Raw genomic sequence first — 19,276 nt, 5'->3', positions numbered from 1 at the left:
ATAATGTATGCTAAGCGGCCTATTATTGATAGGGAAATGGGTTTAGTACAGTAATTTCATTTCTAAATTCTCCTCAACCCTGATTTCTCCGGAATTGTTGATCTGATTGTCCGAATGTGAATTGTTTTTAGCTCCCCAAAGTAAAGCCACCAGTTTTACCGGATTGCTTTTAAAGGTATTATTGGAAATATCGACATTTACAATGCCGTGGGAGTTAATCAGAATTCCATTTTTTTCCTGAGCTCCGCAATTGGTGAAGGTGCTATTGGTGACCAGCAGATTCCCACCAATGGTAGATTCGTCATAACCTCCACGATAGTAGTCGATCACATTACTTTTTACATTGGAGAACCGGCAATTATGTATCGTTAGGTATTCAGTGTTATAATCTCCTAGATCGTTAGTTTCTTCTGATAGTTCCAGACCATTATCACAATTTGATATTGAAGTATTTTCAAAGGTGATACGTTCTGCAAAGGACTCTTTATATACCTTTAAGACATAGTTAAAATCACTGATGTCACAATCGGCAACCGTTAACCCAAAATGTGTAAACATATTTTCATTTAAACTAGCGAATGCATATTGGGAATTATTTCCTTTTAAGGTCACGTTTTTCAGATTTAAAAACCCTTTAGGTTGCAGTTCAAAAAGAGGTGAATTTTCTCCTCCAGAATAATTTAGCACAACTTTTGACTTATCAGCGGATTGAATGGTCAACCTTTTATTAATTAGCAAGGATTTCTGGATTTCATAATTTCCTACTTCCAGCGAAATGATATCTCCGTTTTCAGCTTCGTCAATTTTGGATTGAAGAATTTCTGCCTTAGAAACAATTAAGGTCTTAGGTTCTTTTTCTTCTGCTTCGGCTGAATACCAACTTGGACCATATTTGGATCTATCCAAAATATTCGGGTCTTTAAAATCGGTATTTGTGAATGCTCCAATAGAATTGTTGTCAGTCCTAGGATTTCCAACTAAATCTGTCGATATATTTTCAAATTCGAAGCCTTGGTAAGGTTCAATATCTATCTTGGATGAGGGGATAAGAATATTTTTTCCAATTTCTTCAATGCCAAAATTAACAGCCTCCAATCCTTCATAGGCTTTAAAATCCACCCCTTGATTATTGATGACGTTGCTTTTAAAAGTTACACCATCTGCCTTATCGTGTTCAATAATTGGGGAAGCATCACCTTTTTCATTGTAAATTACGTTGTTGGCAATTATTGTCCTTATGGGTCTTGCCGAACGAATTTCCGAGGGAGGCAAAACGTCTTCTTGGTTTAAATTTTGACCAACTCCGAATTGCCAGGGGGAATCGCAATTTATGTAGGTATTGTAAGCGACCACTACATCTGTAACTTGATTGTATCTGTTTAAAGGTGATTTTGGAATTCCGTTCATTACGGCCAATGCACTTCTAAAGTTCTTTCCTTTTATATTGAAGAAGTAATTGTTGGTCACCCAATGTCCTGTATTGATAATTCTGATACCTCCTATGTTTTCATTTTTACCATCTCCAATAAAGTAATTACCATCAATAGTGCAATAGTTACCGTGTCTTGTTACCAAAGAACCTTCGCTTTTATAGAAGACATTATTTCTAAACTCATTGAAATTGGTTTTACTGGAAATAATTTCAACTTCGCCATTACAGGCTTCAAATAAATTATTGGCAACCATTGTATAACTTGGAGACATTGAAGAAAAGCTATTGCCAATTTGAATGGTCTCACCGCTAGCACCACCTTTGGGGGGTCTTGGTCCAAAATGGTTATTAAGGATTTGATGGTAATTATTTATGCTCTCATTGCCCTCTAAGTCCACCCTAATTGTTGGTCCGCGATTGGTTTTTCCGGCAATATAACTGTTGCTTAGCGTATTATGTCTTCCCCAGAATTGAACCCAGAGATCCGTATCATCACGATGCATTTTATTAAAATCCTCAATAATGGAATTGGTAATAGTACAGTGATTTCCTATAGTTTTTTCGTCTATTCTAAATTCCAAAACTGCTTCACTTGGCGAATAACCATTTCTGAAGTGCAGTCCATCGACCACTAAGTACTTCCCTCCAAATTTTAAATCGGACACTCCTTCAATAACAACTTTTCCAGGTGTTTCAGCTTTAATTGTAATAGGCTGGTCTTCCGTGCCTTCACCTATAAATTTAATTCGGACATCTTTCCATATACCATTCGCCAGCACAATGTTGTCCCCAGCCTCTGCATTTTTTATAGCTACTTCCAATTCTTCCGGAGTGTTAACCATTCTGGTATTCAGATTGATCTTGTCTGCACAAGCGCTTAGAATAAATAAAATGTACAGTAACGTTACTATTCTCCTCATAATTAATAGATTTTTTAGGAACAACTTCCAATTATAAATTGGTTAACCAGATTGGTTTACCAAAAATACGTATATTTGTAAGACTAACAAATTTTTAACATAAAAACTGTACAATAATCTAATAATCAGCACTTAATATGAAGAAGAATATTTCAAATTATGATAGACGGAATTTTATGAAACTTGCAACAATGGCGGGAGCTGCCCTACCGCTGATGGCATTTGATAAAGCAATGTTCAATTCTATTACGCCTTTTAAGAATTCCTTGGAAGTAAATTTGTTTTCAAAGCATCTTCAATTTCTGGACTATAATGATATGTCCGAAGCGGCGGCGGAAATGGGTTTTGACGGATTGGATTTGACGGTAAGACCCCAAGGGCACGTGTTGCCTGAGAAAGTAGCTGATGATTTGCCCAAGGCAGTTGCTGCCATGAAAAAATATGGTCTGAATCCTAAGATGATGACCACAAACGTTCTTGATGTTGAAAATAAGGAACAAAGAACTGTATTGGAAACAGCCAGTAAGTTGGGACTTTCCCATTATCGCACTGGATGGTTGACCTATCCTGAGAATAGGGAAATTTCGGAAAGTCAGACCATCTATGGCCAACAGTTTAGAAATTTGGAGGTGTTTAATAAGAATCTGGGACTTATCGGCTGTTATCAAAATCATGCTGGGAACCATGTAGGAGCGCCCATTTGGGATTTGCCACCCATTCTGGAAGCAACCAAAAATGTACATATGGGTTGTCAATACGATATAAGGCATGCCGTAGTGGAAGGGGGCAGTTCATGGGAACTGGGGTTGCGACTCATCAGACCTTTTATTAAATCTATCGTCATCAAAGATTTTAAATGGGGCACCGTCAACGGACAATGGAAACCAATAAATACTATGCTAGGGGAGGGCATGGTAGATTTTGATCGCTACTTTGCATTGCTTAAGAAATATAAAATCAACGTGCCAATATCCCTTCATCTTGAGTATGACCTAGGTGGTGCAGAACACGGTGCGACTAAGATAACCATAGATAAAAAAGTCGTTTTTGCTCAAATGAAAAAAGACTTGAAATTCCTTAAAGAAGCTTGGCAAAGAGCTGAATAAATTAAGATAACCAAAGATGAACAATATGGGTAATAAACCAAATTCCACTAAGGATAAATTAAGAAAAATTAGTACCGCTACGATTGCTACCTGTCTTTTTAAAAGAGGATTGAAAAAGCAATTCATTCAAGATATTAAGCCTTTAAAATTGGGCAGGCCTACCATGGTTGGAGAGGCGTATACCCTGCGCTATATTCCAGCACGTGAAGATTTAAACACCATTGAAGTATTTAAAGATCCAAAACATTTGCAGCGAGTGGCCGTTGAAGGATGTCCCGAAGGGGCTATTTTGGTAATTGATAGTAGAAAGGACGCCAGAGCTGCTTCCGCCGGCTCCATATTGGTTACGCGATTAATGGTCAGAGGAGTATCGGGAATTGTAACCGATGGCGGCTTCAGGGACTCAGCCGAAATTGCAGAACTGGATTTCCCATCCTATCACAACAGACCTTCGGCACCGACCAATTTAACCTTGCACCAGGCCATAGCCATTAACGAACCCATTGGGTGTGGCGATGTTGCGGTTTATCCAGGAGATATTTTGGTGGGTGATGATGACGGAGTAATGGTCATTCCGGCCGGAATTGCCGATGAGGTAGCTGATGAATGCTTAAAAATGACCTTGTTTGAGGAATTTGTCATGGAAAAAGTAAAAAATGGTCAGTCTATTATTGGACTTTATCCTTTGGTGGATAAAAAAATCGCTGTAGAATTTGAGGCTTGGAGGGCAAATAAAACTTAAAAATAATAAAACTATAGCATTCCTGAACAGTGGTAACTAAGCCATGGAACTGTCGTAATTCTAATGGGTTTTCGTTCGATTCTGGAATTATAATCCCAATTTCGCATAATGGGGGGAACCCCCTTGTTCCTACGGCAATGTACTTCTTAGATCCACAAAATGCGATTTTAGGGCATTGCGCTGGCAACCGGATCCAAAAAAACAGGGTTGCTTATAACTAATTTAACTGCTCTGAAAAAGGAATGGATTGTATGCCCTTAAATAATGGAATAATGTTTATTAAGATTCTTGTAAAGACTTTTAGCGGTAATGCGAAATTAAGTAATTTGTACTCCTTTTCAGTTTGCTTTAAAAAGAATCGACAAAACTTGAAACTATTTCCTATGATTTTGAAGTATACACATTGTATTATTCTTTTCCTAATTTTAAGTCTAACCGTTGGTGCAAGGGGTCAATCTAAACAACGACCCAATGTAATTTTGATCATTACAGATGACCAAGGGTACGGAGATTTGGGGATTACCGGGAATCCCCATGTAAAAACACCAGTAATTGATGCCTTGGCAAAGGAAAGTGTGCGGTTCAACAATTTTTACGTTTCTCCTGTTTGTGCTCCAACTAGATCCAGTTTAATGACTGGGCGTTATTCTTTGCGCACTGGTATGAGGGACACCTATAATGGCGGTGCCATTATGGCTTCGAACGAAGTAACTATTGCCGAAATGTTGAAACAGGCGGATTATAGTACGGGAGCATTTGGTAAATGGCATTTAGGCGATAACTTTCCGAGTAGGCCAAGTGATCAGGGTTTTGATGAATCCGTAATTCATCTTTCTGGGGGTATGGGTCAGGTTGGAGATATTACCACTTATTTTAAAGGGGATAGAAGTTATTTTGATCCTGTACTATGGCATAATAACCAGCAGGAGTCTTATGACGGGTATTGTTCGGATATTTTTACCGATCAAGCCATCAATTTTATAGATAAAAATAAGGAGTCCCCTTTTTTCTGTTATTTGGCATTTAATGCACCTCATACCCCTTTGCAAGTTCCTGATTCCTATTATCAAAAATACAAGGACATAGACCCCTCTTCTGGTTTTGGTAAGGATGGAAAGCCTTTTTCCGAAATGAGCGAGAAGGATAAGGAAGATGCTAGAAAGGTATATGCCATGGTCAACAATATTGATGACAATCTAGGGAAACTCTTCAAAAAATTGAAAGACTTGAAGCTCACCGAAAACACGCTTGTAATTTTCATGACAGACAATGGCCCCCAACAAACACGATATGTTGGTGGTATGCGTGGTCTTAAAGGAGATGTATACAATGGAGGTGTTAGGGTACCTTTTTATTTGAAATATCCAGCAATTACCAAGGGTAAAAAAGATGTTGAAACCATGACCGCCCATTTGGATGTCCTTCCTACCTTATCGGAATTATGCGGTGTAGATATGCCCAAAGACAGGATAATCGATGGAAAGAGTTTGCTTCCTTTAATAAAGGGTCAGCAGGTGGATTGGGCCGATCGGTCATTGTTTTTTTATTGGTCACGTCGTTATCCAGAGTTGTACAATAATATGGCCTTACAGAAAGGGGGGTATAAATTGGTGGGGAAAACCGATTACAATGCCGGAATTGAAGATTTTGAGTTGTTTCACCTCAATAAAGATCCATATGAACAGCGTAACGTGATAAGGGAAAATAAGGGATTGGCCTTTGACCTTAAAAAGGAATTGGATATAATTTACAATGAATTGATCAATTCGGAAAACCTTATTAATCCACCAAGAATTAGGGTAGGTACCCCAAATGAAAATCCAGTAATACTTAATAGGAACGATGCCGGGGGCGAAAGGGGTATATGGAATCAGGAAGAAATTTACGGTAACTGGGATGTGGAGATTGAAGAAGGGTATTATGATATTACCTATAAGTTTGTAAAACCTGTAATGGGCAATGGGAAAATGGTTTTGGAAGCGAATACCTTGGTTAGACAGATGGAGAATAAAAATGACAATACCGATATTATTCAAATGAAGAAGGTCTATTTTCCTAAAATGATGGGTAATCTTATACCTTTTTATGCAGTTGATAATAAGAATATATTCCCTTTTTGGATGGAAATGGAAAAAGTGGATTAGCCACTTTTGTTATTAATTCAAGCTTTTTAAGTAGCTGTTTCCATTAACTTTAGGCCTTGAATTATCTTAATGCAACTGCGGCAATATTTGTTGTACGATACCTTTATTGGTGTACCTTCGCACAAAAAAAATTAATGTCCATAGAACGTAGGGTAAAAGCCGTTGAGGTGTTATTCGCTGGCTTAGATCAGGAAATCGCTACTTTTCAATCCCAAACGGGTCTGGGCTGTAAGGCTGGTTGTGGCAAGTGTTGTACCCATCCCGATATTGATGCTTCCCCCTTGGAATTTTTGCCTTGGGCTTTCAATCTTTTTTTAAGCGGGAAAGCAGAAACTACTTTGGAAGAATTAAAGGAGGGTAAAAGTTCCATCTGCCATTTATATCGTCCATTATCAGTTTTGGATAGTAATAGTGGGAAATGTGGCGATTATAAATACAGGGGACTAATATGCCGACTATTTGGATATGGGGCAAGTAGGGACAAATTGGGGGAACTCAGATTGGCCACGTGCAAGATTATCAAAGAGAATCAGGCCGAGCGCTACGAGAACTCCAAGTTGGCTATGAAAAATGGACTATATGTACCCATTTTTAGCGACTACTATATGAACCTTAATCAAATCGACTTCAGGTTGGGCAATAGTATTCTTCCAATCAATAAGGCCATGAAGGCCGCTATTGAGGAAGTCCTTCAGTATTATGCCTACCGTCCTTTTCCAGAGGGGTACAAGGTTATTGCATAATCTCTATTTTTTATTTATTTGTGGTATTCTAAGTCTTTTGTGACGGAAAAATCTATTTATATCACTCGGGACTCATTTTGTATGGTTTATTAACTGTGTTTTGTCTTTTTTACCTAGTTTTGAAAATGACATCTAAAGGGGAGATGGAATGTGTCTCTTCTTAAAAATTGGTATACATCACCTAACTAATTATTAGAAAAGATTCAAAAGACAATTGTATAAAATGAGACGAATTTTGACTGTGCTGGTAGTTCTATTTACTGTTATAAGTGCATTTGCATCACAGGTAGATACTTTATATGTCAAGAGCAAATCCATGAATAAATCCATTACCAATCTGGTAATTTTACCAGATAGTTACACCATGAAAAAGGAAGGTCTCCCAGTACTCTATTTGCTGCATGGGGCAGGAGGGAATCATAAGGATTGGGCAACAAAAGTTTCTGCTATAAAGGATTATGCTGATACCTATAATATTATTATTGTTTGCCCTGATGGAGGCAAAACAAGTTGGTATTTTGATAGTCCTATTGAAAAGGATATGCGTTACGAGACTTATGTGTCCAAAGAACTTATAGGTGCTATGGATGCTAAATACAACACCTTGGCCAAGAGGGAGTCAAGGGCCATTACTGGTTTGAGTATGGGCGGTCATGGCGCATTTTATTTAGCCTTTAGGCATCAGGATGTTTGGGGTGCTGCTGGAAGTATGAGCGGGGGTTTGGATATACGTCCTTTTCCTGAAAATTGGGACCTGTCCAAACGCTTGGGCGATTATGCCGAAAATCCTAACCATTGGGAGGATAATACGGTAATCAATATGGTGCATTTGTTAAAAGGGGAGAATTTGAAGCTTATATTTGATTGCGGGATAAATGATTTCTTTTATGACGGGAATAAAAGAATGCACCAAAAATTGATGGAAAGAAATATTCCTCATGATTATATTGAACGCCCGGGAAGTCATAATTGGGATTATTGGGCAAATGCCATTCAATACCAATTATTGTATTTTGATGCCTTTTTTAAATCTTGAATTTGGCCGTAGATTTTTATAAACCTTGCCCATTTTGATCGTTAGGAATTGAGTTAGGACGTTTAGGCCTTTAAATCTATTTCCTTTAGACTCTCAATTCGGTTGCGCACCAAGAAAGCATCAATGGTCTCGAAATGTTCTATTACCCGTTTGTCCTTGAATTCGAAGACTTTTTGCGAAAGTCCTTGTAAAAAATCCCGGTCGTGGGATACCAATATCAATGTGCCGTCAAAAGCGAGAAGTGCTTCTTTAAGTACGTCCTTGGATATTAGATCCAAATGATTGGTAGGCTCATCCAAAATTAAAAGATTTACAGGTTCCAAAAGTAATTTTACCATTGCCAATCTTGTTTTTTCTCCGCCGGAAAGTACACTCACCTTTTTTTCCAGGTCATCTCCACCAAACATAAATCGGCCTAAAATATTTTTGATCTGCGTACGCACGTCTCCTTCTGCCACTTCATCTACGGTCTGAAAGATTGTCAGTTCAGGGTCCAACAAAGAAGCCTGGTTTTGTGCAAAATAGCCAACCTTTACATTGTGTCCCAAACTACATTTGCCTTCTACCTCAATTTGACCCAAAATGGCCTTGATCATGGTAGATTTTCCTTCACCATTCCTTCCCACAAAAGAAACCTTTTCTCCGCGAGAAATAGAGAGGTTGGCATCTTTGAAAACCACATGGTCGCCATAACTTTTGGAAAGTCCTTCGGCGGTTACGGGGTAGTCACCGGAGCGTATAGAAGGAGGGAACCTCAATTTTAGTGCTGTCGTATCTATTTCATCAATTTCTATAATCTGTAATTTCTCCAACATCCTTTCCCTTGACGTTACCTGATTGGTCTTGGAATAGGTGCCTTTAAATCGATCAATGAATGCCTGGTTGTCGGCTATAAATTTTTGCTGCTCCTGATAGGCCTTTATTTGATGGCTTCGTCGGTCTTCCCTCAATTGCAGGTAATGGCTGTAGTTGGCCTTGTAGTCATAGATTCGACCCATGGTTACCTCAATGGTTCTATTGGTGATATTGTCTATAAAGGTCTTGTCATGGGAGATTACCACAACTGCCTTGGCCTTATTCAATAAGAAATCCTCCAGCCATATTACAGATTCAATATCCACGTGATTGGTGGGCTCATCCAAAAGTATTAAATCGGGCTTTTGCAATAATATTTTTGCAAGCTCTATCCTCATACGCCATCCGCCACTAAATTCGCTGGTAAGGCGATGAAAATCTTCCCGTTTAAATCCTAGGCCCCTTAGTGCCTTTTCAACCTCTGCCTCATAGTTTATTTCCTCCAAGGCATAGAATTTCTCCCCTAAATCCGAAACTTTTTCAATGATGGACATATAAGCGTCCGATTCATAATCGGTGCGGGTTTCCAATTCTTTGTTCAAGCGTTCCATTTCGTCGCGCATGCTAAAGATTTCCTTGAAAGCCTTGGAAGCTTCTTCAAAAACCGTGCAGCTATCATCCGTTAGTAGATGCTGGGGCAGATATGCTATTACGGCGTCCTTTGGAAAACGAATATGGCCACGGGTAGCTTTTTGTTCCCCCGCAATAATCTTCATCATGGTAGATTTTCCAGCCCCGTTCTTCCCCATCAAGGCGATCTTATCGTTTTCGTTGATAACGAAGGAAACGTCACTGAACAAGGTATCTCCACTAAACTCTACCGCAATTGCATCTACAGAAATCATATTTCAATTTTAAGTTTGCAAAACTATAAAAAAGCGGGATACCAAGGACATTTAATTAGCGACTTGGAAACATTGTTGTTTTGAGGCTTAGGGGTTGGATAATTTTAATTCGGTGCAATATTAAGGTATGCCCCAATGTTATTCCTTTCTTAATCATCAATAAGTCTAAGGTGTATTACTTAGGTGATTACTGGAACGGAGCTATTATGCGATAATCGGCTGAGAATACTTGGATATTGGGTTTCTAACCAAAATTAAATACTAGTGAGCGGTAAGACTTAATTCTGAATGATTATTTAGTCCTTGTCCGTTTCCTGAGTTTGGAAATTCGGTTTTTGTAGTACGACTTTAATTCATCCACAAACGTCAGTGGATTTTCGTATTCAGTCAATATTTTATAAGTGTGCCTGTTTTTGGCCAGCGATAATTCCTCCAGTACTTTTTTACGTTCCTGTAGTAAATATGCACGCCCTGAACCTTTGGTTTGTATAGGCTTGCCCAAAGGTTGTAATGAAGTGTTTCCATTAAAAATATGTGCGTGATAGGCCTTAAGGGATGCCAAATCTCCGGATTGATATATTTCTATTAGTTTTGCAGTTATTTCGGTAGCCAGGTCCAGTTTGTCCTTTTGCATTGAAAACTTGTCAGGATGCACATGTAACATGGCCTCACGGTATAAGTGCTTTTTCTGTAGTTGTTCCTTTGAGTTTTTTTCAGGAAACACTGTTCTTTTCGTTGTTTGGATGCCGGTAGATTCCTGATAGTTTTTACCAAGTTTTCTCTGGATCTGCCTTTTTTCCTTCTTTGCTTTTTTCTGTAGTTTGTATAATTGGGAAAGTTCTTGTTCCTCTATCAATTCATCTTCAATTTTTGAACGAAGAATGTTTTCGAAAGCCGAGGTTTTTTGTACAATTTCATTAACTTCAAGTCGCAGGGAATCTATCTCTTTCTGTAAAAGTTGAATTTGGGTAGGAAGTTCTATAGGGAGATATTTTTTACTCATGGTTTCCGCTGAAATTGTATTCCTTTTTTTGATGGCAATTTAAACAATAAAAAATGGCCATTGGGAGTTCTTATATTGGTATAAGCTTAAATGGTATGAGTATAAAATAGATATTGGAACTCCGTTGAAAGTGAATTATTAGTAAATTTAGAGGTCATTAAAGTTATTGTTATTTAAAAAAAATAGATAGATGGGAAATTTTAAAGGAATTATCAAGATTGGATTTTTGGTATGTACCATGCTGATGGGTTTTTCTGCCATGGCTAATGCAGATGTAAATCAATTGGATGTTGGGGTTGTTAATGATGCCAATCCTTTTGGTGAGGAAAATTTTATAGGTAATTGGAAATACTCGGCCGAAAATGTTCCTTATGAGTATGCCAGGGGAATTCTGTTTATTTCTAAAAAAGAAGGTTCACTAAAAGTACTGGTCGCCTTACCTGGTGGTGAGCGCAAGGCTGATGACGTTAAAGTGAAGGATAATACATTGACATTTTCCCTTAATCTTGAAGGGCAATTGGTCTCCGTGAGTATTACGGTAGAGGGTGATAAAATAAGTGGAAAAGCCAGTTCTGAGGACGGTATTTTTAAATTGAGTGGGGAGAGGCGATTGGACCCGGAATAAGATTTACTATTAAAAGATATTGTTGAGTGCCTGTATCGACAGGCTTGATCATAAAAAAAGCCGAAGTTCTGAACTTCGGCTTTTTTTTATTTGTAGACCAGCTTTCTTTTAAAAAGTGATAGGCAAGGAAACCCTGGTGTTTCCCCATCCAAGTACCATATGGGTGCCATTGTCTACATCCTTGTATGCAATTGAAAAAGCATCCAATGATTCGGAAGCATTGCTAACACTGGCAGGAACACGGACTACGTCATCACCTTCCTGATAGGAATAAGCGCCCCATTGATTTAAATTTTTGTTCAAAATTACTGTCCATTCCTTATCGCCCGGGATAGTGAATAGGGAATATGTACCGGCGGCAACAGATTTTCCTCCCACAGTAGCATCCTTATAAAAAATGATTTCCGGGGCTTCATTGGCTCCTGTTCTCCATACTTTTCCGGCTGGAGCAAGTTCGGATATTGACCGTCCTTTTAATTGTGGGCGACTATAAGTAATTCGAACTAATTTTTGGGAAACTTTATAATCAGTTGGATAAGAGGCAATGTCTGCAGGACTCTTGTCCAATCCACTGAATTTCTGTGCTGTTGCTTCAGAACTGAAGGCCAAAGCAATAACCATAAGTGTAATAGTAAATAAGTTTTTCATTTTTTTCATTTTTAGAGATTGTCAAATTTAAGTAGTATTCCTTTTATTCTGAATTAAAAGTCGGTAATTTTTGGACAACTTACAAAATAGTGGGTTGCTGTAAGTGAAATCCCTTATATGGTAATAGATTGTTATTATAATTGATTTTAAGGTTTCATTTTATAATTAATAATGTATTTTATATTTTATTATGTATATATAAATCTGATATTTGCTTTAAAATTGACATAAATATTATTGTATGTGTGGAATTGTATGTGCATTTGATGTAAAGGAGAGTACAGAGGTATTAAGGCCTCAATTATTGGAGATGTCTAAGAAAATTAGACATAGGGGACCTGACTGGAGTGGGATATATGCTAACGATAAGGCTATTTTGGCGCATGAACGTTTGTCTATTGTTGACCCAGCATCAGGGAAACAACCATTATTTAGTGAGGACAAAAAATTAGTACTTGCGGCAAATGGTGAAATTTATAACCATAGAGAGTTGCGCAAGCAATTTGACGGAACCTATAATTTTCAGACACAATCGGATTGTGAAGTGATTTTAGCCTTGTATCAAAAAAAAGGGGTCGACTTCTTGGATGAGATGAATGGCATCTTTGGTTTTGCTATCTATGATGCTGAAAAAGATGAGTACTTTATCGCTAGAGATCATATGGGAATCATTCCCTTATATATAGGATGGGATGTTAATGGTACTTTTTATGTGGCTTCCGAATTAAAAGCGTTGGAAGGAACATGTACCAAAATACAGTTGTTTCCTCCGGGGCATTACTTGCATAGCAAGGATGGGGAATTTAAAAGATGGTATTCACGTGATTGGATGGAATATGATGCAGTAAAGGATAACGAGACCAGTATTAAGGCTATTAAAGAGGCCTTGGAGGCTGCTGTCCACAGACAATTAATGTCAGATGTTCCTTATGGTGTTCTTCTTTCAGGGGGATTGGATTCTTCGGTTACGTCTGCCATTGCAAAGAAATACGCCCAGAAAAGAATTGAATCGGACGATACTACCGATGCTTGGTGGCCACAATTGCATTCCTTTTCGGTTGGTTTGGAAGGATCTCCCGATTTGGCAGCGGCACAAAAGGTGGCGAAACATATCGGTACGGTGCACCATGAGATAAAATTTACAATTCAAGAAGGATTGGATGCGATAAAAGATGTAGTTTATAACCTAGAAACCTATGATATAACAACAATTAGGGCCTCCACACCAATGTATCTTATGGCGAGAGTAATAAAATCCATGGGTATTAAAATGGTTTTATCAGGCGAAGGGGCGGATGAATTATTTGGGGGTTATTTGTACTTCCATAAAGCACCTAATGCCAAGGAATTCCATGAGGAAACGGTCCGTAAATTGGACAAGCTACATATGTACGATTGCCTAAGGGCCAATAAATCTTTGGCAGCTTGGGGTATAGAAGGGCGTGTACCATTTTTGGATAAGGAATTTATGGACGTGGCTATGAGAATCAATCCGCAGGATAAGATGATCAACGGTGAACGTATGGAGAAATGGGTAGTGAGAAAGGCATTTGAGGATATGTTGCCAGAAAGTGTTGCCTGGAGACAAAAGGAACAATTTTCGGATGGAGTTGGTTATAGCTGGATAGATACCTTAAAGGAGGTTGTTAAGAACGAAGTTACGGATGATCAATTGGCAAATGCCAAATACAGATTTCCTTTACAGACCCCTACCTCCAAAGAAGAATTTTATTATCGCTCAATTTTTGAGGAACATTTCCCTTCAGATGCAGCGGCACTGTGCGTGCCACAGGAGCCATCGGTTGCCTGTAGTACTAGAATTGCCCTGGAATGGGATGAGGCCTTTAAAAACATGAACGATCCCTCCGGTAGGGCTGTTTCAAAGGTTCATTCGGATGCTTACGTAAAATAATCTTTCAGGATTAGGTAGCAAGAATTCGATTAATTAAGTTTTTAGTTTATTTAGTACGTAAGAGGCACTCTTTAAGGGGTGCCTCTTTTGTTTAGGGAAATCCTAAGGTATCTTGGTAGGTATTTGGGTTATTGTGTTACTGTTAAATGCTAGAGGTAATTGAAGTTTAGTTATTTAAACCTGATTGCTGTTCCGCCGAAATATTAAATAGAGGGCAACTATGTTTAGTGTAGGGGAATTAGGGGTTCAATTATTATGTTATAACAAGCTACTTGAGCAACCCTAATTACAAGCTTTATTTTGGGTTTTTTATTTTGATTTTACTCCAATTGCTTCATAGTTTATTAGGTTGTTTAACTTTGTCCTGGCCAAATCGCCAAAGGCAGGAAGAACACTCTTGGGCAACCTATATATCGATTGGTATTTTTCCACAATTTTTGTTGATAACTTAGTGACTAATATTAGCCATCAACCCCATATTTCATGGGGTATTGCCTATATTTGTAGGATTGCTAAAATTATAATGAAATAAGTATTTATTTATGAGCGAAGAAGCAAATAAAGACGAGCAAAAAAAGAACAATTATTCCGCAGATAGTATCCAGGCACTGGAAGGAATGGAACATGTGCGCATGCGCCCATCCATGTATATTGGGGATATTGGTGTGCGAGGGTTGCATCACTTGGTTTATGAAGTGGTGGATAACTCCATCGATGAAGCTATGGGAGGCCATTGTGACGCTATTCACATTACTATTAATGAGGATAATTCGGTCACGACTAAGGATAACGGAAGGGGTATTCCAGTAGATTTACATAAAAAAGAGGGTATTTCCGCTTTAGAGGTGGTCATGACCAAAATTGGAGCAGGGGGTAAATTCGATAAGGATTCCTATAAGGTTTCCGGTGGACTCCACGGTGTTGGTGTTTCGGTAGTGAATGCACTATCCAACCATTTAAAGGCCACTGTTTATAGGGATGGAAAAATTTGGGAACAAGAGTATGAAAGAGGGAAATCGTTATACCCAGTAAAAAGTATAGGTGTTTCAGATGATCGTGGAACCGAGGTTACCTTTCATCCTGACGATACCATCTTCACCCAAACCATAGAATTTAGCTATGAGACCTTGGCAAACAGGATGCGCGAACTTTCTTTTTTGAACAAAGGGGTGACCATTTCCTTGACGGATAGACGTGTAAAGGATGAGAAGGGGGAATTTCTTTCAGAAACCTTCTATTCAGATGAGGGATTAAAAGAATTTGTCCGCTTTTTGGATGGCAATCGTGAGCAATTGATTCGCAATGTTATCTCCATGGAAGGAGAAAAGAACGATATTCCTGTGGAAGTAGCCATGACCTACAATACCAGCTATACCGAAAACTTGCATTCCTATGTAAATAATATCAATACACATGAAGGGGGTACGCATTTGTCAGGTTTCCGTAGGGGTCTGACTACTACCTTAAAAAAATATGCTGATGCATCGGGAATGCTCGATAAATTAAAATTCGAGATTCAAGGTGACGATTTTAGGGAAGGACTAACCGCGATAGTTTCTGTCAAGGTTGCCGAACCACAATTTGAAGGCCAGACGAAGACTAAATTAGGTAACAGGGAGGTTTCCGCGGCTGTAAGTCAGGCAGTTTCCGAAATGTTGACCAATTATTTGGAGGAAAATCCCGATGATGCCAAGGTTATTGTCCAAAAGGTAATTTTGGCGGCTCAAGCCCGTCATGCGGCTACCAAGGCACGTGAAATGGTTCAACGAAAAACCGTGATGAGTATTGGGGGACTGCCAGGGAAACTATCAGATTGTTCAGAACAAGATCCTAGCTTGTGCGAAGTGTTTCTTGTCGAGGGGGATTCGGCGGGAGGTACTGCTAAGCAGGGAAGGGATAGGGCTTTTCAGGCCATTCTGCCGCTTAGAGGTAAGATTCTGAATGTTGAAAAGGCCATGCCGCACCGAGTATTCGAAAATGAGGAGATCAAGAATATTTATACAGCACTTGGAGTAACTATAGGTACCGAGGACGATAGCAAGGCCTTGAACTTGGATAAATTGCGCTATCACAAAGTAGTGATTATGTGTGATGCGGATGTGGATGGTAGTCACATTGAAACCTTGATACTTACCTTTTTCTTTAGATATATGCGCGAATTGATTGAAGGTGGACATGTTTACATAGCAACGCCACCTCTTTATTTGGTAAAGAAAGGAACTAAGAAAAGATACGCATGGAGCGATAAGGAACGTGATGAAATTGCCGAGAGTTTTAATGGAAGCGTGGGTATTCAGCGCTATAAAGGTCTAGGAGAGATGAATGCGGAGCAGTTATGGGATACTACAATGAATCCGGAATTTAGGACCTTGAGACAGATAACCATTGATAATGCTACCGAGACAGATCGCGTATTCTCTATGTTGATGGGTGATGAGGTGCCACCACGAAGAGAGTTTATTGAGAAAAATGCCGTCTATGCAAACATTGATGCATAAAAAATAGTGTTTACACAACAAAAACTCGCACCACTGGTGCGAGTTTTTTAGTTTTAACCAAAATCTATTAGTTATGAAGTATTTATTTTTGACAGGTATTTTGTTTTTAAGTGCAATTGGATATTCGCAATCCAATGTGAATGAATTATTTGCAGCAGGGATTAATGATGCGGAAAAATTTTCCGATAATTATTTCGGACCTGTATCGGAAGGTGCAATCTATAGTTTGGCCAACGGTTGGTACAATTCTGCGGATTCAAAACCTTTAGGGGGTTTTGAGATTTCGGTTATAGGAAATATGACTTCGTTTAAGAATAAGGAGGATAAAAAGTCCTTTGTATTGAATACGGCCGACTATGAAAATCTTCAATTCGTAGATGGTAGCAGTTCCAAGCCAGTATCAACCGCTTTGGGGGATTTGGAAGGCATACGTGTCTTTGTGGAAGGGGAAGTTGGTCCTCTTACTACACGGGAAGAATTTGAATTGCCGACGGGACTAGCTTCTGAAAACATTAATTTTATACCTACTGCTTTTTTGCAGGTAAGTGTGGGATTAATAAAAGGGTTGGAGGTTAAGGCAAGGTTTTTGCCTAAAATAGATACGGATGATGTTGCTATTGGATTATATGGAGTAGGCCTTCAATATGATTTTTCTAAATTGTTGCCTGCCGATAAAATATTACCAGTTGCACTTTCTGGGGTTATTGGTTTTACCCAATTGAACGCTACCTACGATTTTACCAATAGTAATATTGTTGACGGTAGTGATCAGAAGATAGATGTTGATATGAATGTTTTAACATTTCAGGCAATTGCCTCCACTAAACTTCCTGTAATTAATTTTTATGGAGGTGTTGGATATGTATCCGGAAAATCTACGACAGATGTTTTAGGGACATATAGAGTGCAATCAGGTCCTTTTCAAGAAACCTATGTAGATCCTTTTTCTTTGACCAGAAAGGCAAGTGGAGTCTCGGGAACTGTGGGGGCCAAGTTAAAACTTGGATTCTTCAGGCTGCATGCCGATTATTCATTGGCCGAATTTAATAACCTTACCATAGGAGTAAATTTTGGATTTAGATAAATCCAAAATTTACCCTTTGTTTTTTATTCCCTAATTGCCAAAACGTTGCCTTCGTTGTCGGCCAGTATTATTCCGTTTTCAGACTCGGTCATAAGTACTACATCCTCTTCTTTTTCCAAACCAGGATAGGAGATAATGTATAGGCTGTCTTTCCGAACCCATTTAAAATCAGAAATAATAGTTAGCTTTTTGTTCTGATAGGTGTGGTATCTACCTAAATAGGCATCGTTAAAAATCCACTCCTGTCTAAGGGTCTGTTTTTGGGTGGTGCCACCATCTGTCGAGAGATGGGACCATATCCCAATGACCGGGTCATTGTTCTCTGTAATTCTAGTGCAATTGCTGGCAAGTAGGATGCCAAGTATTGCAAAGAATGAAAATACTTTTTTCATTTTGTAGGATTTTTCTTAAGATTTGGTACTTAGTATTGAACGCCTACCCTTAACTATCTATTGTATAAATTCGATGTATGGAACAGTATTTTAACTTTTTTCGATAAAAGGTCTTTTTATTACGTTCAGTATAAAATGGTAAAGACCACATTTGGCCATTCAATTTTGTACACCCTTAAGAAAAATTGATAAAATCTAACTTCTAATAAAAATTAGGTGGTTTCTAAGCATATGGTGGTATTGTTCTGTTAAAATTCAGTATTTTTGGGCATAAAATTTAACTTAAAATAACCTTATAATGAAAGTTACCGTTGTTGGGGCAGGTGCTGTTGGCGCAAGTTGTGCAGAGTACATTGCTATAAAGAATTTTGCATCAGAAGTAGTTGTGTTGGATATTAAGGAAGGTTTTGCTGAAGGTAAGGCCATGGATTTAATGCAAACAGCTTCATTGAATGGTTTTGATACCAAAATAACAGGAGTCACAAATGATTATAGTAAGACCGCTGGAAGCGACGTGGCTATTATTACATCAGGTATTCCTCGTAAGCCCGGAATGACGCGTGAGGAGTTGATCGGAATAAACGCGGGTATTGTAAAAACGGTATCTTCAAATTTAATTGAACATTCTCCTAATGTAATTCTTATTGTAGTTAGTAATCCAATGGATACCATGACATATTTGGTGCACAAAACTACCGATTTACCAAAGAATAGAATTATAGGTATGGGTGGTGCTTTGGATAGCGCAAGGTTTAAATACAGATTGGCCGAAGCATTGGAGGCTCCTATTTCCGATGTAGATGGTATGGTAATTGGCGGTCATAGTGATACTGGAATGGTACCTCTTACGGCCCATGCCACAAGAAATAGTATTAAGGTATCCGAATTTTTGTCGGAAGATCGATTGGCCCAAGTTTCTGAGGATACCAAAGTAGGTGGGGCTACCCTTACTAAATTGTTGGGTACAAGTGCTTGGTATGCGCCGGGTGCAGCTGTTTCTTCTATGGTACAGGCTATTGCTTGCGATCAAAAGAAGATGTTCCCATGCTCTGCTTTCCTGGAAGGTGAGTACGGTTTAAATGATATTTGTATAGGTGTTCCGGTACTTTTGGGTAAAAATGGTATCGAAAAAATTGTAAAAATAGATTTGGCCGATGCTGAAAAAGCAAAAATGAAAGAAAGTGCAGAAGGTGTAAGAAAGACAAATAGCTTATTGGCCCTATAATTCATTGGGGTTGACAAATATTTAGGGCATCCGTCCCATTTGTTTCCGAGTAACATCGGAACGGGG

The 19,276-nt window shown here is 38.6% G+C and carries 15 protein-coding genes; 10 read left to right on the top strand and 5 right to left on the bottom strand.

The window, feature by feature from the left end; translation table 11 throughout:
* Nucleotides 1–42 precede the first annotated feature (42 nt).
* A complete protein-coding gene (locus H4O18_RS03310; RefSeq protein ID WP_187581694.1) occupies nt 43–2,352 on the bottom strand; it encodes a chondroitinase-B domain-containing protein in 2,310 nt (769 codons plus the stop codon).
* A 137-nt stretch (nt 2,353–2,489) separates the two neighbouring features.
* Between H4O18_RS03310 and H4O18_RS03305 the strand changes: the two genes are divergently transcribed.
* The 5 genes from H4O18_RS03305 (at nt 2,490) to H4O18_RS03285 (ending at nt 8,123) form a co-directional block, all read left to right on the top strand.
* A complete protein-coding gene (locus tag H4O18_RS03305) occupies nt 2,490–3,458 on the top strand; it encodes a sugar phosphate isomerase/epimerase family protein (RefSeq protein WP_187581693.1) in 969 nt (322 codons plus the stop codon).
* A 25-nt stretch (nt 3,459–3,483) separates the two neighbouring features.
* Nucleotides 3,484–4,200 carry a ribonuclease activity regulator RraA gene (locus H4O18_RS03300; RefSeq protein WP_187581692.1) on the top strand — a complete coding sequence of 239 codons (717 nt, stop codon included), beginning with the start codon at nt 3,484–3,486 and terminating at the stop codon, nt 4,198–4,200.
* 383 nt (nt 4,201–4,583) lie between these two features.
* The gene (locus H4O18_RS03295) at nt 4,584–6,344 is read left to right on the top strand and encodes an arylsulfatase (protein WP_187581691.1); all 1,761 of its coding nucleotides are present in this window, start codon (nt 4,584–4,586) and stop codon (nt 6,342–6,344) included.
* 134 nt (nt 6,345–6,478) lie between these two features.
* Complete coding sequence (locus H4O18_RS03290) at nt 6,479–7,087, top strand: YkgJ family cysteine cluster protein (protein ID WP_187581690.1); 609 nt, start codon at nt 6,479–6,481, stop codon at nt 7,085–7,087.
* Nucleotides 7,088–7,310: 223 nt separating this feature from the next.
* Nucleotides 7,311–8,123, top strand: coding sequence for an alpha/beta hydrolase (locus H4O18_RS03285; RefSeq protein WP_187581689.1), 813 nt, complete (start codon nt 7,311–7,313; stop codon nt 8,121–8,123).
* 62 nt (nt 8,124–8,185) lie between these two features.
* On the opposite strand, the gene H4O18_RS03280 is transcribed toward H4O18_RS03285, so the two are convergent.
* Together H4O18_RS03280 and H4O18_RS03275 are read right to left on the bottom strand one after the other, a co-directional pair.
* Nucleotides 8,186–9,823, bottom strand: coding sequence for an ABC-F family ATP-binding cassette domain-containing protein (locus H4O18_RS03280; protein ID WP_187581688.1), 1,638 nt, complete (start codon nt 9,821–9,823; stop codon nt 8,186–8,188).
* 292 nt (nt 9,824–10,115) lie between these two features.
* Nucleotides 10,116–10,826, bottom strand: coding sequence for a hypothetical protein (locus H4O18_RS03275; protein ID WP_187581687.1), 711 nt, complete (start codon nt 10,824–10,826; stop codon nt 10,116–10,118).
* A gap of 190 nt (nt 10,827–11,016) precedes the next feature.
* Here H4O18_RS03275 and H4O18_RS03270 point away from each other — a divergent pair, with 190 nt between their 5' ends.
* Complete coding sequence (locus H4O18_RS03270; RefSeq protein ID WP_187581686.1) at nt 11,017–11,451, top strand: hypothetical protein; 435 nt, start codon at nt 11,017–11,019, stop codon at nt 11,449–11,451.
* A 108-nt stretch (nt 11,452–11,559) separates the two neighbouring features.
* Here the strand turns inward: H4O18_RS03270 and H4O18_RS03265 are convergent, their stop codons facing one another.
* Nucleotides 11,560–12,099: a DUF2911 domain-containing protein gene (locus H4O18_RS03265; protein ID WP_187581685.1), complete on the bottom strand. Its 540-nt coding sequence runs from the start codon at nt 12,097–12,099 to the stop codon at nt 11,560–11,562.
* Between the two features lie 241 nt (nt 12,100–12,340).
* Here H4O18_RS03265 and asnB point away from each other — a divergent pair, with 241 nt between their 5' ends.
* From asnB to H4O18_RS03250, 3 genes are all read left to right on the top strand, one after another.
* Nucleotides 12,341–14,011 (top strand): asparagine synthase B, encoded by a 1,671-nt coding sequence (asnB, locus tag H4O18_RS03260; protein ID WP_187581684.1) that lies wholly within the window; start codon nt 12,341–12,343, stop codon nt 14,009–14,011.
* A gap of 542 nt (nt 14,012–14,553) precedes the next feature.
* Complete coding sequence (gyrB, locus tag H4O18_RS03255; protein ID WP_187581683.1) at nt 14,554–16,509, top strand: DNA topoisomerase (ATP-hydrolyzing) subunit B; 1,956 nt, start codon at nt 14,554–14,556, stop codon at nt 16,507–16,509.
* A gap of 73 nt (nt 16,510–16,582) precedes the next feature.
* A complete protein-coding gene (locus tag H4O18_RS03250) occupies nt 16,583–17,593 on the top strand; it encodes a DUF6588 family protein (protein WP_187581682.1) in 1,011 nt (336 codons plus the stop codon).
* 23 nt (nt 17,594–17,616) lie between these two features.
* Here the strand turns inward: H4O18_RS03250 and H4O18_RS03245 are convergent, their stop codons facing one another.
* Nucleotides 17,617–17,985, bottom strand: a complete 369-nt coding sequence (locus tag H4O18_RS03245; RefSeq protein WP_187581681.1) for a hypothetical protein — start codon at nt 17,983–17,985, stop codon at nt 17,617–17,619.
* A 298-nt stretch (nt 17,986–18,283) separates the two neighbouring features.
* Between H4O18_RS03245 and mdh the strand changes: the two genes are divergently transcribed.
* Complete coding sequence (mdh, locus tag H4O18_RS03240) at nt 18,284–19,210, top strand: malate dehydrogenase (RefSeq protein WP_103440350.1); 927 nt, start codon at nt 18,284–18,286, stop codon at nt 19,208–19,210.
* Nucleotides 19,211–19,276: the final 66 nt, after the last annotated feature.

This window comes from Arenibacter arenosicollis, from assembly GCF_014397245.1.
In the GTDB taxonomy this organism is placed as follows: domain Bacteria; phylum Bacteroidota; class Bacteroidia; order Flavobacteriales; family Flavobacteriaceae; genus Arenibacter; species Arenibacter arenosicollis.
Note: the sequence above shows the minus strand (reverse complement) of the source record. Positions and strands in the feature narration are given on the sequence as shown.

Coding starts and splice junctions, on each gene's coding strand:
- H4O18_RS03270 (WP_187581686.1), top strand. CDS start 11,017: ATGGGAAATTTTAAAGGAATTATCAAGATTGGATTTTTGGTATGTACC.
- H4O18_RS03250 (WP_187581682.1), top strand. CDS start 16,583: ATGAAGTATTTATTTTTGACAGGTATTTTGTTTTTAAGTGCAATTGGA.
- asnB (WP_187581684.1), top strand. CDS start 12,341: ATGTGTGGAATTGTATGTGCATTTGATGTAAAGGAGAGTACAGAGGTA.
- H4O18_RS03285 (WP_187581689.1), top strand. CDS start 7,311: ATGAGACGAATTTTGACTGTGCTGGTAGTTCTATTTACTGTTATAAGT.
- H4O18_RS03280 (WP_187581688.1), bottom strand. CDS start 9,823: ATGATTTCTGTAGATGCAATTGCGGTAGAGTTTAGTGGAGATACCTTG.
- H4O18_RS03290 (WP_187581690.1), top strand. CDS start 6,479: ATGTCCATAGAACGTAGGGTAAAAGCCGTTGAGGTGTTATTCGCTGGC.
- H4O18_RS03245 (WP_187581681.1), bottom strand. CDS start 17,985: ATGAAAAAAGTATTTTCATTCTTTGCAATACTTGGCATCCTACTTGCC.
- H4O18_RS03310 (WP_187581694.1), bottom strand. CDS start 2,352: ATGAGGAGAATAGTAACGTTACTGTACATTTTATTTATTCTAAGCGCT.
- H4O18_RS03295 (WP_187581691.1), top strand. CDS start 4,584: ATGATTTTGAAGTATACACATTGTATTATTCTTTTCCTAATTTTAAGT.
- H4O18_RS03275 (WP_187581687.1), bottom strand. CDS start 10,826: ATGAGTAAAAAATATCTCCCTATAGAACTTCCTACCCAAATTCAACTT.
- gyrB (WP_187581683.1), top strand. CDS start 14,554: ATGAGCGAAGAAGCAAATAAAGACGAGCAAAAAAAGAACAATTATTCC.
- H4O18_RS03305 (WP_187581693.1), top strand. CDS start 2,490: ATGAAGAAGAATATTTCAAATTATGATAGACGGAATTTTATGAAACTT.
- mdh (WP_103440350.1), top strand. CDS start 18,284: ATGAAAGTTACCGTTGTTGGGGCAGGTGCTGTTGGCGCAAGTTGTGCA.
- H4O18_RS03265 (WP_187581685.1), bottom strand. CDS start 12,099: ATGAAAAACTTATTTACTATTACACTTATGGTTATTGCTTTGGCCTTC.
- H4O18_RS03300 (WP_187581692.1), top strand. CDS start 3,484: ATGGGTAATAAACCAAATTCCACTAAGGATAAATTAAGAAAAATTAGT.